The organism is Cupriavidus sp. MPR-AND1C, from assembly GCF_058809705.1.
This window is the reverse complement of the sequence record NZ_JBXASU010000008.1, coordinates 85409-106597: the sequence shown is the minus strand read 5'-3', so window position 1 is coordinate 106597 and position 21189 is coordinate 85409. Positions and strand designations below refer to the sequence as shown.

16 protein-coding genes are annotated in these 21189 nt (G+C 68.6%); 6 read left to right on the top strand and 10 right to left on the bottom strand.

The window, feature by feature from the left end; translation table 11 throughout:
* The first annotated feature begins 309 nt into the window (after positions 1-309).
* The gene (locus AC1RWI_RS07490; protein WP_492865430.1) at positions 310-1257 is read left to right on the top strand and encodes a DnaJ C-terminal domain-containing protein; all 948 of its coding nucleotides are present in this window, start codon (positions 310-312) and stop codon (positions 1255-1257) included.
* Positions 1258-1261: 4 nt separating this feature from the next.
* Positions 1262-1579: a chaperone modulator CbpM gene (locus tag AC1RWI_RS07485; protein ID WP_063778450.1), complete on the top strand. Its 318-nt coding sequence runs from the start codon at positions 1262-1264 to the stop codon at positions 1577-1579.
* Between the two features lie 23 nt (positions 1580-1602).
* Here the strand turns inward: AC1RWI_RS07485 and AC1RWI_RS07480 are convergent, their stop codons facing one another.
* From AC1RWI_RS07480 to AC1RWI_RS07465, 4 genes are read right to left on the bottom strand one after another with little or no spacing between them, the layout of a single operon-like run.
* Positions 1603-3033: a C25 family cysteine peptidase gene (locus tag AC1RWI_RS07480; protein ID WP_492865428.1), complete on the bottom strand. Its 1431-nt coding sequence runs from the start codon at positions 3031-3033 to the stop codon at positions 1603-1605.
* A gap of 24 nt (positions 3034-3057) precedes the next feature.
* Positions 3058-4401: a hypothetical protein gene (locus AC1RWI_RS07475; protein ID WP_492865426.1), complete on the bottom strand. Its 1344-nt coding sequence runs from the start codon at positions 4399-4401 to the stop codon at positions 3058-3060.
* 51 nt (positions 4402-4452) lie between these two features.
* On the bottom strand, positions 4453-8274 hold the full coding sequence (locus AC1RWI_RS07470; protein ID WP_492865424.1) for an nSTAND1 domain-containing NTPase: 3822 nt from the start codon (positions 8272-8274) through the stop codon (positions 4453-4455).
* 1 nt (position 8275) lies between these two features.
* Positions 8276-10336, bottom strand: coding sequence for a CHAT domain-containing protein (locus AC1RWI_RS07465; protein ID WP_492865422.1), 2061 nt, complete (start codon positions 10334-10336; stop codon positions 8276-8278).
* Positions 10337-10979: 643 nt separating this feature from the next.
* Between AC1RWI_RS07465 and AC1RWI_RS07460 the strand changes: the two genes are divergently transcribed.
* Positions 10980-11435, top strand: coding sequence for a cupin domain-containing protein (locus AC1RWI_RS07460; protein ID WP_043353100.1), 456 nt, complete (start codon positions 10980-10982; stop codon positions 11433-11435).
* A gap of 72 nt (positions 11436-11507) precedes the next feature.
* Here AC1RWI_RS07460 and msrA read toward each other — a convergent pair whose 3' ends face one another.
* From msrA to msrB, 3 genes are all read right to left on the bottom strand, one after another.
* Positions 11508-12248 carry a peptide-methionine (S)-S-oxide reductase MsrA gene (msrA, locus tag AC1RWI_RS07455; protein ID WP_043353103.1) on the bottom strand — a complete coding sequence of 247 codons (741 nt, stop codon included), beginning with the start codon at positions 12246-12248 and terminating at the stop codon, positions 11508-11510.
* A gap of 99 nt (positions 12249-12347) precedes the next feature.
* The gene (locus tag AC1RWI_RS07450) at positions 12348-14156 is read right to left on the bottom strand and encodes a cytochrome c biogenesis protein DipZ (RefSeq protein ID WP_043353105.1); all 1809 of its coding nucleotides are present in this window, start codon (positions 14154-14156) and stop codon (positions 12348-12350) included.
* Positions 14157-14206: 50 nt separating this feature from the next.
* On the bottom strand, positions 14207-14737 hold the full coding sequence (msrB, locus tag AC1RWI_RS07445) for a peptide-methionine (R)-S-oxide reductase MsrB (protein WP_492865419.1): 531 nt from the start codon (positions 14735-14737) through the stop codon (positions 14207-14209).
* 226 nt (positions 14738-14963) lie between these two features.
* Here msrB and AC1RWI_RS07440 point away from each other — a divergent pair, with 226 nt between their 5' ends.
* The gene (locus AC1RWI_RS07440) at positions 14964-15686 is read left to right on the top strand and encodes a response regulator transcription factor (protein WP_043353109.1); all 723 of its coding nucleotides are present in this window, start codon (positions 14964-14966) and stop codon (positions 15684-15686) included.
* Positions 15683-17200 (top strand): sensor histidine kinase, encoded by a 1518-nt coding sequence (locus tag AC1RWI_RS07435; protein ID WP_052494858.1) that lies wholly within the window; start codon positions 15683-15685, stop codon positions 17198-17200. Before AC1RWI_RS07440 ends, AC1RWI_RS07435 begins: the two co-directional genes overlap by 4 nt.
* A gap of 12 nt (positions 17201-17212) precedes the next feature.
* Here AC1RWI_RS07435 and AC1RWI_RS07430 read toward each other — a convergent pair whose 3' ends face one another.
* Positions 17213-18112 carry a LysR family transcriptional regulator gene (locus tag AC1RWI_RS07430; RefSeq protein WP_492865416.1) on the bottom strand — a complete coding sequence of 300 codons (900 nt, stop codon included), beginning with the start codon at positions 18110-18112 and terminating at the stop codon, positions 17213-17215.
* A 190-nt stretch (positions 18113-18302) separates the two neighbouring features.
* On the opposite strand from AC1RWI_RS07430, the gene AC1RWI_RS07425 reads away from it, so the two are divergent.
* Positions 18303-18743 carry a DoxX family protein gene (locus AC1RWI_RS07425; RefSeq protein WP_043353114.1) on the top strand — a complete coding sequence of 147 codons (441 nt, stop codon included), beginning with the start codon at positions 18303-18305 and terminating at the stop codon, positions 18741-18743.
* Here AC1RWI_RS07425 and AC1RWI_RS07420 read toward each other — a convergent pair.
* The gene (locus AC1RWI_RS07420; RefSeq protein WP_492865414.1) at positions 18695-20083 is read right to left on the bottom strand and encodes an MFS transporter; all 1389 of its coding nucleotides are present in this window, start codon (positions 20081-20083) and stop codon (positions 18695-18697) included. The genes AC1RWI_RS07425 and AC1RWI_RS07420 overlap by 49 nt on opposite strands.
* Positions 20080-21177 (bottom strand): MBL fold metallo-hydrolase, encoded by a 1098-nt coding sequence (locus tag AC1RWI_RS07415; protein WP_492865412.1) that lies wholly within the window; start codon positions 21175-21177, stop codon positions 20080-20082. The genes AC1RWI_RS07420 and AC1RWI_RS07415 overlap by 4 nt, the downstream gene beginning before the upstream one ends.
* Positions 21178-21189 lie beyond the last annotated feature (12 nt).

The window sequence follows — 21189 nt, the reverse complement described above, 5'->3', positions numbered from 1 at the left end:
GCAGGCAACCGGCGGTCGAGTTCACGCTTGCGGCCCGAGCTTGCCGAGCCGTGATTGTTCAGCGTCTCGCGGGGCGGATGCCACATTTTTCGCCGATGCCTCCAGTAGCTGGCTTGCCGCGAACATAGCAAGTTCCGCAGGTTCCGCAGGTGCGCACGCCACGTCATGGATACGGGCGCCGACAGCGCGCGCAGGGCGAACCGCGTCGCACCGCATGCCCGTGCCTTTGCCTATACTTAGAGCCGCAGGTCAAGCGCATCATTCGCCAAGCGCCGTGCGCGTGCCGCACGCCAGTTGCCGGGGGCATTCATGGAGTACAAGGATTACTACGCGATGCTCGGGGTGGAGCCCACGGCCACGCAGGATGAAATCAAGCGCGCCTACCGCAAGCTGGCGCGCAAGTATCACCCGGACGTCAGCAAGGAGCCGGATGCGGAGGCCCGCTTCAAGGATGTGGCCGAGGCGTATGTGGCGCTGAAAGACGAGGAGAAGCGCGCCGCTTACGACGACGTGGGGGCGCGGTACAAGAGCGGCCGCGAATTCACACCGCCACCGGGATGGGATAGCGGCTTCGAATACAGCGGCGGCGAGGCGGATCTCGAGCAAGACCTGGATCGCAGCGATTTCTTCGAGTCGCTCTTCGGCGCCAGGCATGCGCAGTCTCGCGGTGGGCGAGGCGCTGCCCGCATGGCAGGTGGCGATCACCATGCCAAGGTGCAGATCGATCTGCAGGACGCCTACCGGGGCGGGCGCCGCACCATCACGCTGCGTACGCCCCAGGCAGACGCCAGTGGGCACGTGCGATTGCAGGAGCGGCAGCTGGAAGTCAATATTCCCAGGGGCATTCGCACTGGACAGCATCTTCGGCTTGCAGGCCAGGGCGGCCCCGGACTTGGAGACGCTCCCGCCGGCGACCTCTATCTCGAAATCGAGATCGCGCCGCACCCGCTGTTCCGCGTAGTCGATCGCGATGTCTACCTCGACCTGCCCGTGGCCCCATGGGAAGCCGCCTTGGGCGCCAGCGTCGGCATACCCACGCCGGACGGCAGCGTGCAACTCAGCGTGCCGCCGGGCTCGTCGGCGGGCCGCAAGCTGCGGCTCAAGGGCAAGGGCCTTCCCAGCACGCCGCCCGGCGACCTGTACGCGGTGCTGTCGATCGTCTTGCCACCCGCGGACACGGAAAAGGCCAATGATGCGTACCGGGAGATGGCCAAGACCTTTAGCGGCTTTGCCCCGCGCCGTTCACTGGAGGCTTGATGCGATGAGCGATCAAGGCATATCGATGCTGCATGGCGTCCTTGTCGAAGAAGAGGTGCAGTTCACGCTGGTGGAGCTGAGCGAGGCCTGTCATGCCGACATTGGACAGGTGGTGGCGCTGGTGGAGGAGGGCGTGCTGACGCCGCGCGGAGAAGACGCGCCGCGCTGGCGTTTCGACGGCGCCACGCTCAAGCGTGCCCGCACGGCGCTGCGCCTGGCGCGCGACCTGGAGCTTGGGGTGGCCGGCGCGGCCGTCGTGCTCGACCTGCTGGACGAGATCGAGACGTTAAAGGCAAAGCTGCGGCGGGCGAACCTGGCTTGAAGAGAAGCGTTTTGCACTCCCAGTCACGCCATGTCCCGCACCCTCAGCCGCACCGCCGGGTCCCCCAGCACCACATAGTTGCGCGCATCGTCCCGTGCCACCCAGCGCAGCGCGATGTCGGCGTCGGGGACGTCGGCGCCCGCGCTGCGGTCCCGCAGCAAGTCGGCCAGTTCGGTGCTCAGCGCGGCCCAACGGATGTTGAAGCGGTCAGTCGCCTGGCCAATGCGCTCGCCGCGCAGCAGGCTGCCGATCACGTCGCGGAACCCCTGGGTTTGCGCGTCGGCGCGTTCGGACTGGAAGCCGTAGGCCCACGCCCTGTCGATGTGTCCGAGCACGGCCAGCGCGCCGCCATGCGGATGCGCCAGCAGCCGCTGTGGCAGGCGCGCGGTGAAGGGCGCGGGCGCTAGCCGGGTGGGGGCGTCGCCGCCGTGGCCGAAGTTGTCGAAGTCCGGGCAGCCGGCGCCGTAGCAGGCAAAGCAGAACTGGATAAGGCCGTGGCACTGCGCGTCGTCGGGGACATCCTGCGCGGCGAACCAGTGCTCGGGGCCGATCGCGCCATAGCCTGGCCAGTCCTGGCAGACGATCGCGCCCTGGGTGCCGGCAAGCCGCGCATCGTCCGCGCGAAAGCCCATGCCGTGGGAGCCGGTGAAGAGCAGGGCGGGTGGCCCGTCCGGTCCTTTGCCGCGTAGTACATCCGTCAGCGCGGCTTTGGTGGCGGCCTCGCCCAGCAGCGCCTGCATGGCAAAGCCCTGGCGCTCACCCAGAGGCTTGGCTTGCGCGGTGCCCTGGCTGAGCGGGGTGGCCAGCTGCCGCGTGAGCAACTGGGTGGCGCGATCAAAATCAAGGCAGGTGGCGAACAGCGCAATCCTGCGCCGGGCGGCCACGCTGGCCATGGTCTCGTAGGCTGTCACGCTGTCCGCATAGCAGCGAAAGTCCGCCAGTTGCGGAAAATCCAGCCGTCCCACCGCCCAGTACAGGTCCAGCGTGTATTGGAAGGCAAACGGGATCTTGTCCGGCGGCCCGACCAGCACGAGGTAGTAGGGTACGCCCAGCGCCGGGTCGACCACGTTGAGGGAGACCCCGTGCCGCGCCAGCCAGGTGGCGGCGCTTTCGCCGGGCAGGCAGCCGTCGGCGCCCTGGAATACCGAGACCTGTCCCGCCTCGCGGTGCCGCCAGGCGATCAGCGGCGCGAGCGCGTCCAGGTAAGGCGCCGGATCCACGTCGGAGGGAAACAGCAGGCCCCAGCCGGCCTCGTCGAGCTTGGCGCCGTCGACATCGCCGAGCACCGCATAGGTCTCGGCCTGCCGGGCTTTCTCCGCGGCGCGTTCCGGCGCGCGGCGCAAGGCGTGCTCGTGCGCGGAGAACCCGGCGATGGCCTGCGCATCGAGGCTGGCGAGCGGGCGTCCGGTGTCGGCCTGGATGCCGAGCGGCATGGGCATGGCGTCGTCGGTCATGGTTGGGGCTCCTTGGGTTTGTTCTCAGGTCAGCGCGGCTTGCCAGATCAGGTGGGCGACCTCCGGCCCGGCGATGTCGTTGTGGGCGCCGGCGATGCCACTGCCGTTGCAGATGTATTCACTGGCTTCGATGTTCAGCACCTTGCCGGCCGTCATGGCGTAGTTGCCGTCATACGGTTGCATCGGTGCGTCCGTGGCGGCGTCGGTGCCCTGGATGCCGAACGCACCGATGGCGCCAAAGGTGGGATAGGTGGGGTAGGCGGGAGATGCCTGCGTGGCGTCGAACGCCACCTGGCCCGCCACGCCGGCCGCCCAGGGATACAGCGTGCCGACCGCGCTGTCGTGCCGCGAGCGGGTGACCACCAGCGGCCCGCTGACCTTGCCATCGGGCAGCACGTGGTGGCAGTAGCCCGCCGTACCCGGGCGCACCGGGATGTCCGGCGCGTACGCCCAGAGCGACATGGCGCCCTGCACCAGCACGCAGGAGGCTGCCGGGCGCCGCAGCGCGGCCGTGCCGCCAGGGCCGCCCAGCGCGGCGGACATGACGACGGCGCCGAAGCTGTGGCCCATCAGGTGGATGCGCGCCGACGGCAGCGCGTCGCCGATGCTGTTGAGCAGCGGGAAGACGCCGCACTCGCCCACGGTCTGGCCGCGCTTTTTCATGGTCCAGAACGAGAGTTGCCGCAGGGGCGCCAGCAGCCCGCCCAGCACCGGCCCGCCAAACGCGGCGCCCAGCTGGTTGGCTTCGGCGAAGGACGCCGCGGGATCGAAGGGCAGGCGGTCGGCGCCGGCGTCGCCGCCCGGGCCCTCGCTGCCCAGCGCGAGGGCCTGGTCGAGTTGCAGGTAGGCCTGGCGCACCGGGTCGGGCAGCGTCACGGCATCCGCCTGGGTGCGCGCGGCTTCGAAGATGACGGCCAGCGCGGCGCGTACCTGTGGCGTATCGCCCAGGCGCTGCGCATAGGCGTCGATCATGGCTTGGGCGCCTTGCGTGCCCGGTCCGGCCAGCGGCGCAAAGCTGGCGCCGTCGCCCAGTTCCTCGTCGCCCCAAGGCTGGCTGGGCCAGTGCACGCCGATATGGGCAATGGCGAAATCCGGGTGCCGGGCGCGCATGGCCTGCTCGTCGCCGGCGCTGCGCGCGAACGCGCCGATCCAGCGGTCGTACTGGATGCGCGCCGCGGGCAGGTCGCCCTGCCAGCCGTGGCTCCACAGGAAGACATCGGTGGGCGCGGCGGCTTGCCATTGCGCCAGCAAGCGCTCGGACATCTGTCCCGCGATCCCGTCCGGGTCGTCGCTGCGTTCGTTGCCGGCGGCGTCCAGCGCGAGCAGGGCGTAGGTGGCGCTGGTACCAGCGATGGTCTGGAATGGCATGGCGTGCCTCCCTGGCTTGTCAGGTTCAGTCGATAGATGCAGCGGATGCGGTCAATGCGCCTCACACGCGCTAGGTGATGGGGTATCGCCCTTGAAGAACTCGGCCTTCTGCCTGGGCGTAAAGCCGCCGCCGACGATGGCGCAGGCCGCTTGGCGCCACTGCGCCATGTCCAGGTCCCAGATCGCCGCGATCCCGGTGCCCGCCGCGTACAGCCAGCGCCCGTCGTCGCTCACGGATAGCGCGGCCACCGGCTGCCGCGGGTCGCGATAGAGCGCTTGCGGGATGGGCAGCGGACGATCGGCCTCGGGATCGAGCAGGAACAGGTTGCCGTGGTCATCCCCGGCGACGACGAATGGCGCATCGGGCGCGGCCAGCGCGGTGATGACGCCTGCGGCATCCTGCTTGAGGATGGTGGCCTTGGCCGGCACCGGCTGACCCGGCGTTGTTGCGGACATTGTTGCCGGCGTCGCCAAGGGCTTGGGCAATGCCAGGCGATAGACCTTGCCGAGGTAGTTGCCGGCCACCAGCGTGTCGCCGCGCGCGTCAAAGACCAGGCTGGTGATCTGTCCGCGCGGCAGGCCCTCGAAGCGCTGGGCCATGACGGCCTTTGCATTCGCGCAATCGGCGTCGGCCGCGGCAACCTGCCACAAGCTGATGCCGTCGTCGTCGGTGACCGCGAGCTCCGCGGTGCCCGGCCGGAAGGTGGCGTACGCAGCATGGGACAGGGCCTCGGGCAGCGGGATGCGGCAGGCGGCGGCTTCGGGGGTGGCTGCCGTGGACGCCATGGAGGCGGATGGCGCCGCGTGCCGGCTCGCGCCCTGATCTGGCGCCAGCCGCCATAGCTCCAGCCGCCGGTTCTCCGCGGGCTCACCCGAACGGATTGCCAGCAAGCGCGCGTCGTCGCTGATCGTCAGGCGGGTGCTGGCGCCGGCCATCACACCGGGCAGGATCGCATCGCCCGTGCCATCGGTCCGCAGCATCCAGACCTGGCCATTGTCGTCCGCCGCTACCAGGCGCTGTGCGCGGCGTGCCCAGTCGAGTGCCCGCACCGGTGGCGCCAGCATGTCGATGGGGCGCCGGATGGCCTGCTTGCCCGGCTCGGCCTGGAGCAAGGCGAGCTTGCCATCTTCGGTCGCGGCCACCAGGGGCGGCGTGATGCCCGTGAGCGCAAGCAGCAGGACAGGCTTGCCCTCCTGCCGGCGCGAGACGATGCGGGCCATCGGGTGCCGTGGCGCATCGAAGCGCATCTGCAGCAATTCGCCCTGCTCGGTGGAGGCATAGAGCCGCTGGTCGCGGCCGGCCAGGGCCAGTCCGGTGATCTGGCTCGGCAGGTCCAGCAGCTCGGTGCGCGTTGCCCGCATGTGTTCCGGGTCGAGCCGCCAGCGGATCACGCGGCCATCCCAGCCGCCGGAGAGCAGTTGCCGGTCACTGGTGAACACCAGCCGCACCACGGCGTCGTCGTGCCCCAGCAGTGCCTGTGGCCATAGCTCGCCGTCGGCGGTGCGCCACACGCTGATGCGCCCGCCGCGCGTGCCCGCCACGGCCAAGCTGCCATCGGGGCTGACGGCGATGCTGTGGTAGCCCGCGAACCAGTCGGTGTTGTCCGCGGGCGCCGACAGTTCGTGCGCGGGTGTTGTCAGCACGAAGGGATCCGCCGGGTCCGCCTGCGCGTCCGCCGGCAGGTGCCACAACCTTGCCTTGCCATCGCGCCCCGCGGTGGCGAGCTGCCGTCCCTCGTCGAACAGCGCCACATCGGTCACACGCAGCGCATGCGCGCGCGCGCTGGCAATCGGGTGCCGCCAGGCGTCTCCACCCTTGGCCAGATCCCACACGACAATGCGGCCGCGCTCGTAGCCCGCGACCAGGCGCTGCCCGTCGCTGGATAGGGCGGAGACCGGGCCCCAACCGCCTTCGCGCCTGGCGCCCGCCGGCAGCAGCAGCACCGTGGCGCGCGCAGGCTGGGCAACGTTCCATAACGCCACGCTGCCGTCCTGCCCGCCGGTGGCCAGCGTGCCGGCGCCCGTCAGTGCAAACACGCGCACGCCTTCGGGGTGCTGGTTCCTGAGCGCGGTCTCGTCCAGGCGCACCGTTGCGGCACCGGGCGCAATCGCGGTGATCTCCATGAGCCAGTGATTCCCGCCGAGCCGGGCACTTACCCGATAGCCGGCGTCGCCCTGCACCTCCAGCGTTTGCTCGTCCGCGCGCGCCAGGTAAGCCTCGATATGCCGGGCACGGTTCATGGCGCCGACCAGTGCGCGCCGAAAATCAAAGCCCTCCGGCGGCGCATGGTTGCGCTGGCCGCGCGTGCCCTCCACCGACGCCAGCAGCGCAGCGTCCGGTGCCGGGCGCGAACCGAGCAGCGAGAACAAGGCGTTTTGCCGCGCGATGTCCTGCTTGGTGGCGCGCAGTTGCCAGGCCAGGATCGCCACGCCAATCAGCACCAGCAGCCCGATGAGCCCGAGCGCATAGCCAAGCATGCGCCAGCGCCGCGCGCGCTCCCGCTCCGTGCGATGGCGCTGGTAGGCCGCCAGGAACCGGTTCTCCGCTTCGCTGTGCCGGTCTTCGGCCTCAAGCAAGGTATCGTCGAGTTCCGCGGTGGAGGTGAGCTTGCCGAATACGCCGGGATTCTCGCCGGACAGCGCCCAGGCCCGCGCCAGCTGTTTCCAGTGCGGCAGGTACTGGGTGCGCCATTGCGCGTTGCTGGCGCGCAGCGGCTCGATCAGCCGGTCGTGGGCCAGCTCCAGCCACTGCGCGTCCTGGCGGCTTTGCGCGCGCACCAGGTGGTACTGCTGCAGGATGTCCAGCTCAGCCGCGGTGGGCGCGCTGCGCGAGCCCGCATCCAGCGTCGCCTGCGCGCGCATGTTGGTGGCGGTGATCAGCCGGCTCTCGATCCAGTCGCGCACCACGCGTTGCCGGATGCGCGTGCCGGTGGCCGCGTCCAGGGCCATGTTGCAGTAGGAGGCGAGCGCAGCGCTGGTGTCCAGGCGCTGCACCTGCTCAAGCGTGATGGCGCCTGCGCCCGCCGGCGGCCCGGCCGGGCCGAAGCACGCCTGCCACAGGCTCAGGCCAACCACCTGCAACTGCACCGGTTCGACATAGCGCCCCTCGCGCAGGCTCACCTGGCCCGCGGCGTCGCGCGTGCGAACCTGGGCCAGATCCTTCACGAGTTGCCGCGCCGCGTCCTCCTGGAAATCCACGCCAGCTTCCCGCGCGGGGCCGCGCAGCGCTTCGAGCGCCTGCTCGCGCGAGAGCAGGTCGATCCGCATGGTGTTGGTGAGCCGTGTCGGCACCAGGTCGCGATAGGCATCGAGCCAGGAGAAGTACTCCTCACGCATCGCCACCAGCGCCCAGACGGGGCTCCCGCCGCGGCCGAGCAATTCGCCCAGCTGCGCAAAGAAGGCTTGCTTGGCGCCAGTGTCGGTGGTGTCGAGCGTGAAGATCTCCTCGAACTGGTCGAGCACGACCAGCAGGCGTCGCGCGCGGCCGCCGTGGGCGGCATCTTCCATGCGGGCCAGGCACGACAAGAGCGTGTCGTCCGCGCGCGGCTTGAGTCCGGCGCGCGCGGCCCAGCAGTGCAGCACGCTGGTGACGTAGCGGTTGGCGCCTTCGTACGGCACGCTCACGCGGGCGGTCGGCAACACGTCGAAACGATTCGCCAGGCGCTTGCGCAGCCCCGCCTCGATCAGCGAGGTCTTGCCCGCACCGGATGGCGAGTACAGCAACACGATGCGGTCGGCGATCAGGCGGTCGCGCAGCTCCTCGATCTCCGCATCCCGCCCGAAGATCGGATCGGACTCGTCCAGCGGCATGGGGCCGATGTACGGGCCGTGGGCGCGCTGCGCGGCGCTGTCGCGGGCAGGATTGGCCGCCATCTCAGGCCTCCAGGCGCCGCAGCAGTTCGGCGGTGAACATGCCCACGTCGCCCCAGTACAGCTTGAGCCGCGCCTTGTCCTGGAAGTAGCGCTCCAGGTAGCGCCGTGCGCTCACCGGGTCGACGATGCTGTTGGGGTCCAGCTGCGCCGAGAGGTGCTGGTACTCCTGGCGCAGGTCCGCGCCCTCCAGGTTGAGGATGCTGCGAAACAGGATGCGGAATTCCCACGACTGCACGTCGAAGCCGACGAACAGCAGCGCGCTGTCGTTCAGGCGCGCGCGCACGGCCAGCGGGATGGCGGTGCCGTTCGTCGATACGCTGGTGAGGTAGTCGAAGTACTGGTCCTCGGTCAGCACCAGCGAGCCGGGCTCGCGCAGGTCGCCAAACAGCTTGAGCACCATCGGCGTCTGCGGGGTGGGATTGGCACGCTTGCGGCCTTCGGCCAGCGCGTCGTCGCAGGCCTGCGCCTGGCGGTTCCAGCGGCACAGGCGGATGCCGGGATCGGCGCCGCCCTCGCGCAATGCATCGACGAGCAGGTCGCTCGGGTCCGTCGTCAGGTAGACCGGCAGCTTGAGCCGTGCCATGGCGCGGTAGGGGTTGTCGGGGTCCTGCTGGCGCTGCGCGCGCCCCACGGCGCAAACCACTTCGCCAAGCTGGGCGATGATGTCTTCGTTGCGCAGCGCCGCCAGCTCGGCCGGCAAGATGTCGTGGTACTGCTGGCTCAGGTGCTGGTAGGCAAACTTGAAAAAGAGCCGCCGCGGAAACACGCCTTGCTGGGACACGGCCAGGTACTGCGCCACCTGCGGCAACTCGTCGCGCTCGTGCGCCGCCATCGGGAAGTGATAGGCCTCGGCCCACATCTGCGCCAGTTTCAGGCGCGAGCCGAACACCGTCTCGCTCATGGCGGGCCCGAGGATCGGCGTGGTCTCGCCGTGCTGGATGTTCTCGATGACGGCGCGCCAGGCGTCGGCACCGTCGCCTTCGTCGGGACCGAATCCAGGCGGGTAGAAGATCCGGCCGCTGTCCAGGCGCGTGAATACCGCCGGCATCCACCAATCCGGATACTGGCTGACGGCGGCGCGCGCAACGCCCGCGGCGCGGTCCACTTCGCCGTGGTCGCGCAGTTCGGCAAAGAACACCGGCATGAAGGCGGCCATGGTGGCCACGCTCACATTGCCCTGCATGGCCAGCACGGCAGGCACGCCAGCCTGCGCCAGCAACGGACCCAGCGCCATCAGCGTGCTGCCGCCGCGTGCGGCCCCTGTGCCAGCGCTCTGGCACGAGCACAGCACCACCAGGCTGGGCGGGCGTTCCAGCGCGCCGATGTGGTTCACCAGCACGCTGCCAGCCACCAGGTCGCGGGTGCCGTCCATGCGTTCGAGCCATAGCATGGGCTCATCGTCCACCAGTGCCCCGTGGCAGACCAGGTAGAGCACGTCCACGCCGTCGCGCAAGCCGCCAAGGATGCGTTCAACCGTGGCGCACCCCGGCTCGGCCAGCACGGTCACGGGCACCGGGGCCAGCGCGGCGCTGGCACGCGCGGCTTCGCCCGCGGCATCGATCGGCACCATCTCCTGGCCCAGGCCGCTCGGGTTTGACACGACCACCAGCGCCGTCACGTCGCTCTTGGCGCGCAGCTTGGGCAGGCGCATCTCACGCGCAAACAGGTAGCGCGAGAAAAAGCACCGTTGCCCAATGAACAGAGGGTGCTCGCCGGCCGGGTCGAACAAGGTCTCCCAGGGCAGCGCATGCAGCTCGCACGCCTGCACGCTGATGCGCAGGCGCACGCGCAGGTCCAGGCGCCGCTCATCCGCGGCGTTCTGCGCAGTGACAAAGGCATCGCGCACGACCGGCGCGGCAAACAGGCAGGCGGCCAGTGCGCGCCCGCATACCTGCGGATCCGCATCGCGCAGCGCCGGCGCATCCGGCGACAACGCCAGCGGCACGCGCGGCGTGATGGCGTCGCCCTCCGGCACCCGATGGCGGGCTTCCACCGCGTACCTGGCATCGCCATCGCCATCGCTGTCGATGACGATCTCTAGCTCGGAGTAGTTGCGTGGCATGGGCCGTTTTGCCGCAGGGCGTGACGCGCGATGCGTTGCCGGCTATGCGCTATCGCGCGAATCGCACCCACAGCACGGATTGCACGGCTTGCCGTCCCGGCACGGTGCACTGGTCAGCGCAATGGCGGCCATGTTCCTCCCCCGCAAATCTGCCATCCACGCAGGGTGGATGGCAGCAAATCGCTTTTTGTCGCGGCAATGCCATGCTGGCGGCCCGCATGCCGGCTTGTCTTGTGCTCTGGCTTTGCGTTGCCTAACTACTGAATATGATATTTGCGAAAAATGCAATTTGCGTCGCCGCCGCCGCCGTGCCGATCTTGCCGATGGTGATGCAAGCGCCATCCGGCGCGGCCGCCCACGCTGGCAAACAGGTAGCTGCCGAGGAGCACGCAGAGCGCCGTCAGCAAGCCGGCACAGGCCGAGTAAAGGCCGAGTACAGGCCGAGTACAGGCCGAGTACAGGCCCGTGCCGCTGGAGATGACACCCACGCCAGCAGCCGCGAGCCGAAGGTGAACGCCGTGATTTCCGCGATCACGCCCGGCGCCCACAGCTAGCCGATGGTCCTGTCGCAAGCATCCACGCTGACCTAGAATCGCAATAGCGGCGGGGGCGAGCGGTGCTTTGAATTGGCGGGAGATTGAAAATGGCGCTTGATGGCGGGACTCCGGGCGATTCGATCCAGGTGGGTCAGTTGCACATCCAGTACCTGATCGATGGTGCGGCGGCGGGTGGGATGGGTGTATTCGAGTTGACGGTGCCGCCCGGCGCGCAGGTGCCGCCAGCGCACAGCCACACGCACAACGAAGAGTGCGTCTATGTGCTGGCGGGCCGGCTCCGGTACGCTGTCGATGGGGTGGCCCGAGACCTGGCGCCGGGAGAGTGGATGCATACCCCGCGCGGATCGGTGCATCAGTTCAGCAACCCGCACGGCGACGCGGCTCGCGCACTGGTTGTTCTCACGCCGGACATCGGGGCCCAGTACTTCCGCGACGTCGCCGATGTCGTCAATGCCGGCGCGCCACCCGACCGCGCGGCGCTGGTTGCGGTCATGTCCCGCTACGGGCTAATACCGGCAGCACCACCGGCAGCACCGGGTTAAGCGCAATCCACTGCCCGCAGGGCCGCGTCACCCGCGTGGTCGGCGCGGCAAGCAGCGATCTGCGCGCGGCCATCACGAGCCCGCCACCTTCAGCAGTACCGGGTCGTTGCGATACAGGTCGGGAAACATCTGCTTCAGGTAGCCGATCTTGGGCATGTCGTTGATGACGATGTATGGATGCGAAGGATGGCGGGTCAGGAAATTCTGGTGATAGCTCTCCGCCGGGTAGAAGGCCTTGTAGTCCTCGATGCGGGTGACGATGGGTGCCTTGAACGCATTGGCCTTGCCCAGTTGCGCGATATAGGCCTGCGCCACGCTGCGTTGCTCGGCATTGAGCGGGAACACCGCCGAGCGGTACTGCGTGCCGTGGTCCGGACCCTGGAAGTTGAGCTGGGTAGGGTTGTGCGCAACCGAGAAGAAGATCTGCAGCAGGCGGCCGTAGCTGACCTGCGCCGGGTCGAACAGGACCTGTACTGACTCCGCATGCCCGGTATCCCCGCCGCTGACGGTCTCGTACTGGGCCGTGCTGGCCGCGCCGCCGGCATAGCCGGACGTGACCTGCTTCACGCCGCGCACGTGCTGGAACACGCCTTGCACGCCCCAGAAGCAGCCGCCGGCGAACACGGCCGTTTCCGTTGGCGCCGTGCCGGCTTTTTCATCGAGCGCGGGCGGTGGGATCTTGACGGCGTCTTCCGCCGAGTTGGCCACGCGCTGCCAGGCCAGCAGGCCTGCCGCCAGCATGACGAGGCCAGCGACTTTTGCGGCGGACGAACGCGTCCACCAGGAGAAACCGGTTGAAGTTTGCGTGGTCATGATTGCCTGTCCTTGAACGTTGCTGTGTCGTAATCAATGCGTGGAATATGGCGGATATGGCGATACGGCGATACGGCGATATGGCGGCTTGCGTGCGCATCAACCGAAGGTAAAGGCGTAAGCCTCCACGCCGGGGTCCAGGAATTCGATCGCAAACGTGCGATCGGCTACCTTGCCCGTCTGCCGCACCAGTTGGTATAGCCGCTGCTCGGTCACCGTGCCGCTGCCATCGGCCGCCACATCGGTGCCGTGCGCGCTGCCTGGTGCGCCGCCGTCCACGCTCACCCGGAACCGCACTGGCTTGCCGTCCTTGCCCGGCCCCAGCACCAGATGCAGGTCGCGCGCGTGAAAGCGGTAGACGATCCGCCCGGAGGCGCCCGCCAGGGTGGCGTGCTCCGCACCCACCTGCCAGGTGCCGGCCAGGCCCCAGTCGTTGAGTGCGGGGTTTGCGGGTGCGGTATAAGTGTGCGCCTTGTCTTGCGCCTCGCCGCCGGGCGAGGCGAAGTTCTGCGCCCGCTCATAGCCAAGGTAGGTTTCGCCGGACTGGATTTCCGCTTCGTCGGCAGCCATCTGCACGCCTTGCACGTTTTGCGTATCGGCATGGCTGATGCCCATGGCCACCTTCGCCGCATCGGCGTGGCCCGCTTGCGCCAGCAGTTGCTGGATCACCTGCTCGGATTTCGCGTACTCGCCTTCGCCGAAGTGGTGAAAGCGGATCTGCCCCTGCGCGTCGATGAAATAGTGCGCCGGCCAGTACTGGTTGTTGAAGGCGCGCCAGATCGCGTAGTTGTTGTCGACCGCCACGGGATAGTCGATGCCGAGGTCGCGCGTGGCTTTCTTCACGTTGTCGAGATTGCGCTCGAAGGCAAACTCCGGCGCATGCACGCCGATTACCACCAGCCCCTGGTCGCGGTACTTCTGCGCCCAGGCCCTCACATAGGGCAGGGTGCGCAGGCAGTTGATGCACGAGTAGGTCCAGAAATCGACCAGCACCACCTTGCCGCGCAGCGCCTCGGCCGTGAGCGGCGGCGAGTTCAGCCACTCCACGGCGCCGCCCAGCCCGGGCAGCTGGCCTTCCACGGGGAGTGCCGCGGCGGCGCTTTCGCCGGTCTTCAGGCTGGTTGCGCGCATCATCGCGCCGGACGGCGTGGCCATGGCCGCGCCGTTGCCGGCTTGCGCCTGTCTAGCGGAGAGCTTGTCGACCAGCTGCTGCTCGATGCCGCCCGTGGCCACGGTCGAGACGCGGGCCAGCACACCGGTGTCCAGCCCCAGCCCGATGGCAACCACGCCGAGCAGCATGGCCGCGCCAATGCCGCGCCGGACCCATTCTCCCGCACCCAGCGAGCGCTTCATCGCGGTAAAGACCCGGCCGCCGATCAGCAAGGCCACCGCCAGGGACGTGGCCGCGCCGGCCGCGTAGGCCACCAGCAGCAGCGTGGTGCCGGCGCTGGCGCCGCGCAGCGCCGCACCAGTCAGCACGAGGCCGAGGATCGGGCCAGCGCACGGCGCCCACAGCAGGCCCGTGGCAATGCCGAGCAGGAACGACGAGCCGGGCCGGACCTGCCCGCCATCGGCCTGCGCAAACGCGCTGAGCCGGCTGCCCGCGCTGACCAGCGGATGCATCAGCCGCTCGGCCAGGCGCGGCAGCAGCAGCGTCAGGCCGAACACGGCCAGCAAGGCAATGGCCAGCCAGCGTCCGTACTGGTTGGCCTGGGTTACCCAGCCACCGCCCACTGCCGCCAGCGTTGCCACCGCCGCGAAGGTCAGCGCCATGCCGGCCAGCAGCGGCAGGCCGCTGCGCACAAAGGGCTGGTCGGCCCGTGAGAAGACGAAGGGCAGCACGGGCAGGATGCACGGGCTGAGAATGGTGAGCGCGCCACCAAGGTAGGCGAGGATAAGGAGGAACATGGAATGCTTCAGTCTGGTTGTTGTTGTCGGCGTTGGAGGCCCGCGCGGGCTCAGGCGGCTTGCGGCTTGAACGTCATCGCCACGCCGTTCATGCAGTAGCGCAGCCCGGTCGGCTTGGGGCCGTCGTCGAACACATGGCCCAGGTGACCGCCGCAGCGCCGGCAGTGCACTTCCGTGCGCGATATGCCGAAGGAGCGGTCCTCGTTCGTGCGCACGGCGTTCTCCAGCGGCGCCCAGAAGCTGGGCCAGCCGGTGTGGCTGTCGAACTTGGTGCGCGACGAGAACAGGTCGAGCTGGCATCCGGCGCAGGCGAAGATGCCGGCGCGATGCTCATCGTTGAGCGGGCTGCTGTAGGGCCGCTCCGTGCCTTCCTGGCGCAGCACGTTGTACTGGCTTGCGCTGAGCATCTGGCGCCACTGGGCGTCGGAGCGCACTACCTCGAAGGCTTCGGCGGGCTTGCCCGCGTTCGCCGTGTTCGTCGCATTCGCCGGACCGGCGGCCAGCGCGCGCCAGCCGCTAACGGCCGCGAGCGCCGCCACGGCGGCACTGCCCGATACCAAAAAGCGCCTTCTGCTTCCCATGATGTGCTCCTTGCCTCAATGTATCGATCGCGGCGACCGACTTGCCGTCGATCGCTGCCATGCATCGTTGGCCGCATCGTATGGCTGGCACCATCCCGGAGTCCTCACCAAAGGTTAAATTAAATGTGATAACTCGCCGCCTCAAAATTTTGCACAATAGCCAGGCCGGCGCCTTTCCTGTGCCTCCCCTGTCACGGGCGAGCCGACTCGCGCCTCTAGGCTGAACATGGATCACCCCAAGCGCATCCTGATCGTCGAAGACGACGTCGACATCGCCAACGTACTGAGCCTGCACCTGCGCGACGAGCGCTATGAAGTGGTGCACAGCGCCGACGGCAACGAAGGCCTGCGGCTGCTGGCGCAGGGCAACTGGGACGCGCTGATCCTCGACCTGATGCTGCCCGGCGTGGACGGGCTGGAGATCTGCCGGCGCGCCCGCGCCATGACGCGCTACACGCCGATCATCATCACCAGCGCGCGCGCCAGCGAAGTCCACCGCATCCTTGGCCTGGAACTTGGCGCCGACGACTACCTGGCCAAGCCGTTCTCGGTGCTCGAACTGGTGGCCCGCGTGAAGGCGCTGCTGCGGCGCGTGGATGCGATGGCCAAGGACCTGCGCATCGACGCGGGCAGCCTGGAGCTGGGCGGCCTGTCGATCGATCCGCTCACGCGCGAGGCCAGCGTGGACGGCCGGCGCATCGAGCTCACCCCGCGCGAGTTCGACCTGCTGTATTTCTTCGCCAGGCATCCCGGCAAGGTGTTCTCCCGCATGGACCTGCTCAACGCCGTCTGGGGTTATCAGCACGAGGGCTACGAACATACCGTCAACACCCATATCAACCGGCTGCGCACCAAGATCGAGGCCGATCCGGCACAGCCCAGCCGCATCCTGACCGTGTGGGGGCATGGCTACAAGCTCGCGGCGGGAACACAGGGAGGCGCGCCGTGAGCCTTGACCTTGGACTGAACCTGAGCCGCCGCCTGACCCTGACGCAGCGGCTGTCCCTGGTGTTTTCCGTGCTGCTGCTGGCCTGCTGCGGCGCCTCCGCTTGGCTGCAGGTCCGCTCCAACGACATGCGCGAAAAGGAGGTCATCCAGGACCTGTCGCGCGGGCTGGCCGGCCATATCGCGCGCAATGCATCGCTGATGGACGCCAACGGGCTCAAGCCGGATGCGTTGCGCCGCCTGTTCGGCCAGTTGATGGTGGTGAACCCGAGCGTGGAGGTGTACCTGCTGGACAGCCAGGGCCGGATCCAGGGGCACGATGCGCCGGCCGGGCACCTGCAGCGCCAGCAGGTCGACCTCAAGCCGGTGCAGCGCCTGCTGGCCGGCGAGCCGCTGCCTATCCTTGGGGACGATCCGCGCAGCGCGGGCGGGCGCAAGGTGTTCAGCGCCGCGCCGCTGCGCGTGGGCGGTGCCGAGCCCGCCGGCTACATCTACGTGGTGCTGCTGGGCGAGGCGCATGACGAACTGGCGGCGCGTGCCTCCGCCAACTCGGTGCTGCGCACCACGCTGTGGTCGATGGGGCTGGTGGCGCTGCTGGGCTTGCTGGCGGGGTTGATGGCGTTCGGCCTCATCACGCGGCCGCTGCGCCGCCTGACCGAAGCGATGCGGCGGTTTGATGCCGATGGCGCGCCCGAGACGCAGCCGCGCGTGCCGCGCTCGCCGCGCGGCAATGCACGCGATGAAATCGTCGCGCTGGAAGCGGCCTTCGCGCAAATGGCGGACCGCATCGCCGAGCAATGGCGCGCGCTGACCAAGCAGGACCAGGAGCGGCGCGAGCTGGTTGCCAATATTTCCCATGACCTGCGCACGCCGCTGACCTCGCTGCACGGCTACCTGGAAACGCTGTCGCTCAAGGCCGATACGCTCAGCGAGGCCGAGCGCCAGCGCTACCTGGCCATCGCGCTGGCGCAAAGCGTCAAGGTGGGGCGGCTGGCGCAATCGCTCTTTGAGCTGGCGCGGCTGGAGCACGGCATCGTGCAGCCGGCGCTGGAGGATTTCTCCCTGGTGGACCTGGTGCAGGACGTGTTCCAGAAGTTCGAGCTGCCGGCCGAGGCGCGCCATGTGCGGCTGCGTGCCGGCATCCCGCAGCGTCTGCCCGCCGTCACGGCCGATCTTGGCATGATCGAGCGCGTGCTGACCAACCTGCTGGATAACGCGATCCGCCATACGCCGGCCGAAGGCGCCATCGATGTCGATCTCGCCCTGCGCGACGGCAAGGTGGCGGTCACCGTCAGCGATACCGGCCCCGGCATTCCGGCGGAACTGCGCGAGAGCCTGTTCCAGCGGCCGTTCAGCGCCGGCGGCGCGCATCGCGGCGGCGGGCTGGGACTGCTGATCGTGCAGCGCATGCTGCAGTTGCATCACAGCCAGATCCGGCTGGTGGAGCGCGCCGGCAGCGGTACGGTGTTCAGCTTTGAGTTGCCGGTGTCCAGCGTCGCTGCCGGCAATGCCCGCTAGCGGCGGGCAGGTTCAGTCCGCTGCCTGGCCGGAGAAGCGTTCGATCAGCCACGAGGCCGCGGGGCCGGGTGGCGTGTCGGTGCGGTAGATCGCATCGAAGGGGTAGAAGTTGCTGTGATTGTCGGGCAGGTCGAGCAGCACCAGGCGGCCCGAGTCGAGATCTTCCTGCACCATGGGCACCGGCATATTGCCCCAGCCGATGCCTTCGCGCAGCAGCATGTGCTTGGCGCCAAGATCGCCCAGGCGCCAGGTATGTGTGCTGATCACTGCGAAATCCTTGCCGCGCGTCAGCGCCGAGCGGTCCGACAGCACCAGTTGCACATGATGCCGTCCGGCACCCGGCAGGTTCGGGCTGCCGCTGGCCAACGGATGGCTTGGCGCTGCAACCGGCCGCAGCATCACATCGCCGATCCAGATGCGCTCGATCCCCGCCACGCCCGCGCCAAGCGGCCCGCTGACGCCGATGGCGGCGGAGCCGTCCAGCACCATCTGCGTCACGGCGCCAAGTGCTTCCATGTGCAGGTGCAGCGCTACCGTGGGAAACGCCTCTCGAAAGGCCTTCAGCGCGTCCACCACCCGGGATGCCGGCAGCATCACGTCCAGCGCCAGGTGGACCTCGGCCTCCAGGCCTTGCAGCAGGCCCTTGACCTTCGCGCGTAGCCCGTCGATGCCCATGGTGACCGTGCGCGCCTCAGCCAGCACGGTGCGGCCTGCCTCGGTCAGCTGCGGCTTTTTGGTGGTCTTGCGGTCGAACAGCGCCACGCCGAGCTGATTCTCCAGGTTGGCGATCGTATAGCTGATGACCGAGGTCGCCCGGCTGAGCTTGCGGGCCGCGCCGGCAAAGCTGCCGACGTCCACCACGGTCAGGAACACCTTCAGTTGATCCAGCGTGGGCGTACCGGGATTTGGCATCTTATCGATTTTATCGAACGTTTCGATCCATATTATCCCAGTTTCGCGGACGTAAAAACCCGCCTACATTTAGGCCCATCGGTTGCGGTACCCGATTCAGACCCTGAACCCCGAACCCGAACCTGAACCCTGAACCCCTGACTCAACCGGCCTGCCATGACCGTGCGGCCGCATCGAATGGAGAACCACCATGTCCCAAGCCGCCCAACTCAACGCCCAGACGAACGCCCACGCCGACACACCCGCCGCAGCCGGCGTGGCAGTGCTGGGCCGTGTCCTGATCAGCGCCATCTTCCTGCTCTCCGGCGCGTCCAAGCTGGCCGCGCCGGCCGCCATGATCGGCTACATCCAGTCGGTCGGCCTGCCGCTGCCGCAAGTGGCGCTGGCCATTGCCATCGCCGTGGAAGTGGTGGGCGGCATCGCCCTGGTGCTGGGATACCGCACCCGCCTGGTAGCTGCCATCCTGGCCGTCTTTAGCGTGGCGACCGCGCTGGCCTTCCATGCCAACCTGGCGGACCAGAACCAGTTCATCCACTTCTTCAAGAACATCGCGATGGCCGGCGGCCTGCTGCAGATCGTGGTCTACGGTGCGGGCCGCTTCAGCCTGGATGCGCGCCGCGGCAACGCCTGACGCGCGGGGCGGGTTTCACGCGCGGCCATGCGCATGGGAAACGCCAGCACGAAGAGCAGCGCGGCCAGCACCAGGGCCGCGCTGAGGATGTACAGGCTATACGTGAAGCCTCCGGTGGCGGCCTTGATGGCGCCCACCATGACCGGCGCCACCAGGCCCGCGCTGCTGCCGATCGTGCTGATCATGGCGATGCCGGCAGCCGCGCCCCGGTCCGCCAGGATGCTGCCCGGCACGGACCAGAGAATCGTGAAGGCGCTGGAGATGCCTGCCGACGACAGCGCCAGGCACAGCACCGCCGCCAGCGGGTTGTGCATGAACAGCGTGGTGAGCGACAAGCCCAGCGCGCCAACCAGCGCCGCCACGGCAAAATGCCAGCGCCGCTCCCCCGTGCGGTCCGAATGGCGCCCCACGACGATGGACGCCGCAATCCCGGTGACAGCCGGCACCACCGCGTAAAACCCCACCTGCAGCACGCTCAGCCCCATCATCTTCAACAGCGTGGGCTGCCAGAACGACAAGGCGTAGATGCCCAGGATGGCGAGAAACGAAATCAGGCCGAGCATCCACACGCGCCGGTCGCGCATCGCGGCGCCAAAGCCGTGGGCCGCGCGGATGCCATTGGCGGCCTGGTCCTCCTCCAGCAGCCGGACGACACGTTGCCGCTCAGGGGCGCTGAGCCACCGTGCCTGCGCGGGACCGTCCGACAGGATGAAGAAGGCCAGGATGCCCAGCAGCGCGCTCGGTATCCCCTCCAGCAGGAACAGCCACTGCCACCCCTGCAAGGACCACGCGCCGTTGAGGAACGTCATCACCAGGCCCGCCAGCGGCCCGGCCACGATCGGCGCGGCGCCATACGCCATGAAGAACAGCGCCGTCACCTGTGCCCGGCGGCGCGACGGGTACCAGAGCGTGAAGTAGTACAGCACCCCCGGCGCGAACCCGGCCTCCAGCACGCCGATCAGGAACCGCAACGCATAGAATTGCGTGGGTGTGCTCACGAAGATCATGGCCGCGCTCGCCAGTCCCCACAGTCCCATGATGCGCAGCAGCGTGGCCCGCACGCCGATCTTCGCCAGCATCAGGTTGCTGGGCACCTCGAACAGCGCATAGCCGAGAAAGAAGATGCTCGCGCCCAGGCCAAAGACGGCATCGCCAAAGCCGAGGTCCTCGCGCATCTGCAACTGCGCATAGCCAACGTTGGTCCGGTCCAGGTAATTGAAGACATAGCACACGCATAGCAGCGGCAGCAGCCGCCATGTGATCTTGCGGAACAGTTCGGCGTCGCTGGCCGGATCGGCGGCGGCCGCGCCGGCCGGCTTGGTGAGGGCGGCGGTGTTCATTGCGCGGGCCCCCGGTCTGCCCGTGTGCTGGTCGGGTGGCCGAACTCGGTCTCGCCCCACAAATGGCTGGACGGCGCGCCCGGGAACAGCCAGTACGGCGTGCACTCGGACGACGGCACGACGTTGCAAAACGGATGCGCTTCGGAGCCGCCCGCGATGGTTTTCTCCAGCACCATGGACAGGTACTGGTCGTTGCTGCCCTCCTGTGTATTGCCGTTCAGGATCACCTCGGCCCCGGTGGCGCGCGCAAAGCGCCGGATGCCGTTGTGGCGCGAATGCTCCGGCGACCAGCTATCCGCGCTGACACCGTTCTCGCTGCTCACGCGGATGCCGTCGGGCGTGCGATAGACCAGCGAATGATTGCCTTCGGTGTGCCCTGGCGTGTGCACCAGCGCCAGGCCGTGGCCCAGGTGCACGCTGCCGTCGAAAGCGACGATGCGCTCCCGCGGCACGTGCGCGAGGCCATTGGGGCAGTACCAGTCGGCCTGCACCGGCAGCAGGCCCTGCACGCTGGCCAGCTCCTGCCGGTGCACCAGAAGCCTCGCGTTGGGCAGCAATCCGCGGCTCGCGCCGCTGCCGAGCCAGCGGCGCACGTCCTGCGTGTGCAGGTGATCGTAGGTGATGTAGTCGATCTGCTCCGGCGCCACGCCGCAGCGAGCCAGCGCTTGCAGCACCGTGCCGTAGACGGGGGCGATGGTGCTGTGCAGTAAGCGCGGCGTCTGCGTGCTCATGCGCTTGAAGTAGGGCGTCTCGGCGCCGGCCTCGAAGTCCGCGGGGGTAAACAGCAGCGTGCGCAGGCACCCCGCGAAGTCCTCGTACTGGATCAGCACCATGCGCGACAGCAGGTGGATCAAGTGCGGCTTGAGCAGCTGTTGCGAGTACACGCCGTTAAAGGCGTACCAGGCTGGGTAGGGAACCCGCAGCAGGTTGAAACTGCGCGCGAACCGGACCGGCGGTGCTTCCAGGAATTGCTCGCGGAAGTGCGCCGCGCCGCGGCGCAGGGCGCGCAGGCGGTCCTGTGGCGCGCTGGCGCAGCGCGCGCCGTCAAAGTCGGAGATCGGCAGCAGGCCGGTCGGGTCGGGTTCGCGTTTCATGCGTTGTCTCCT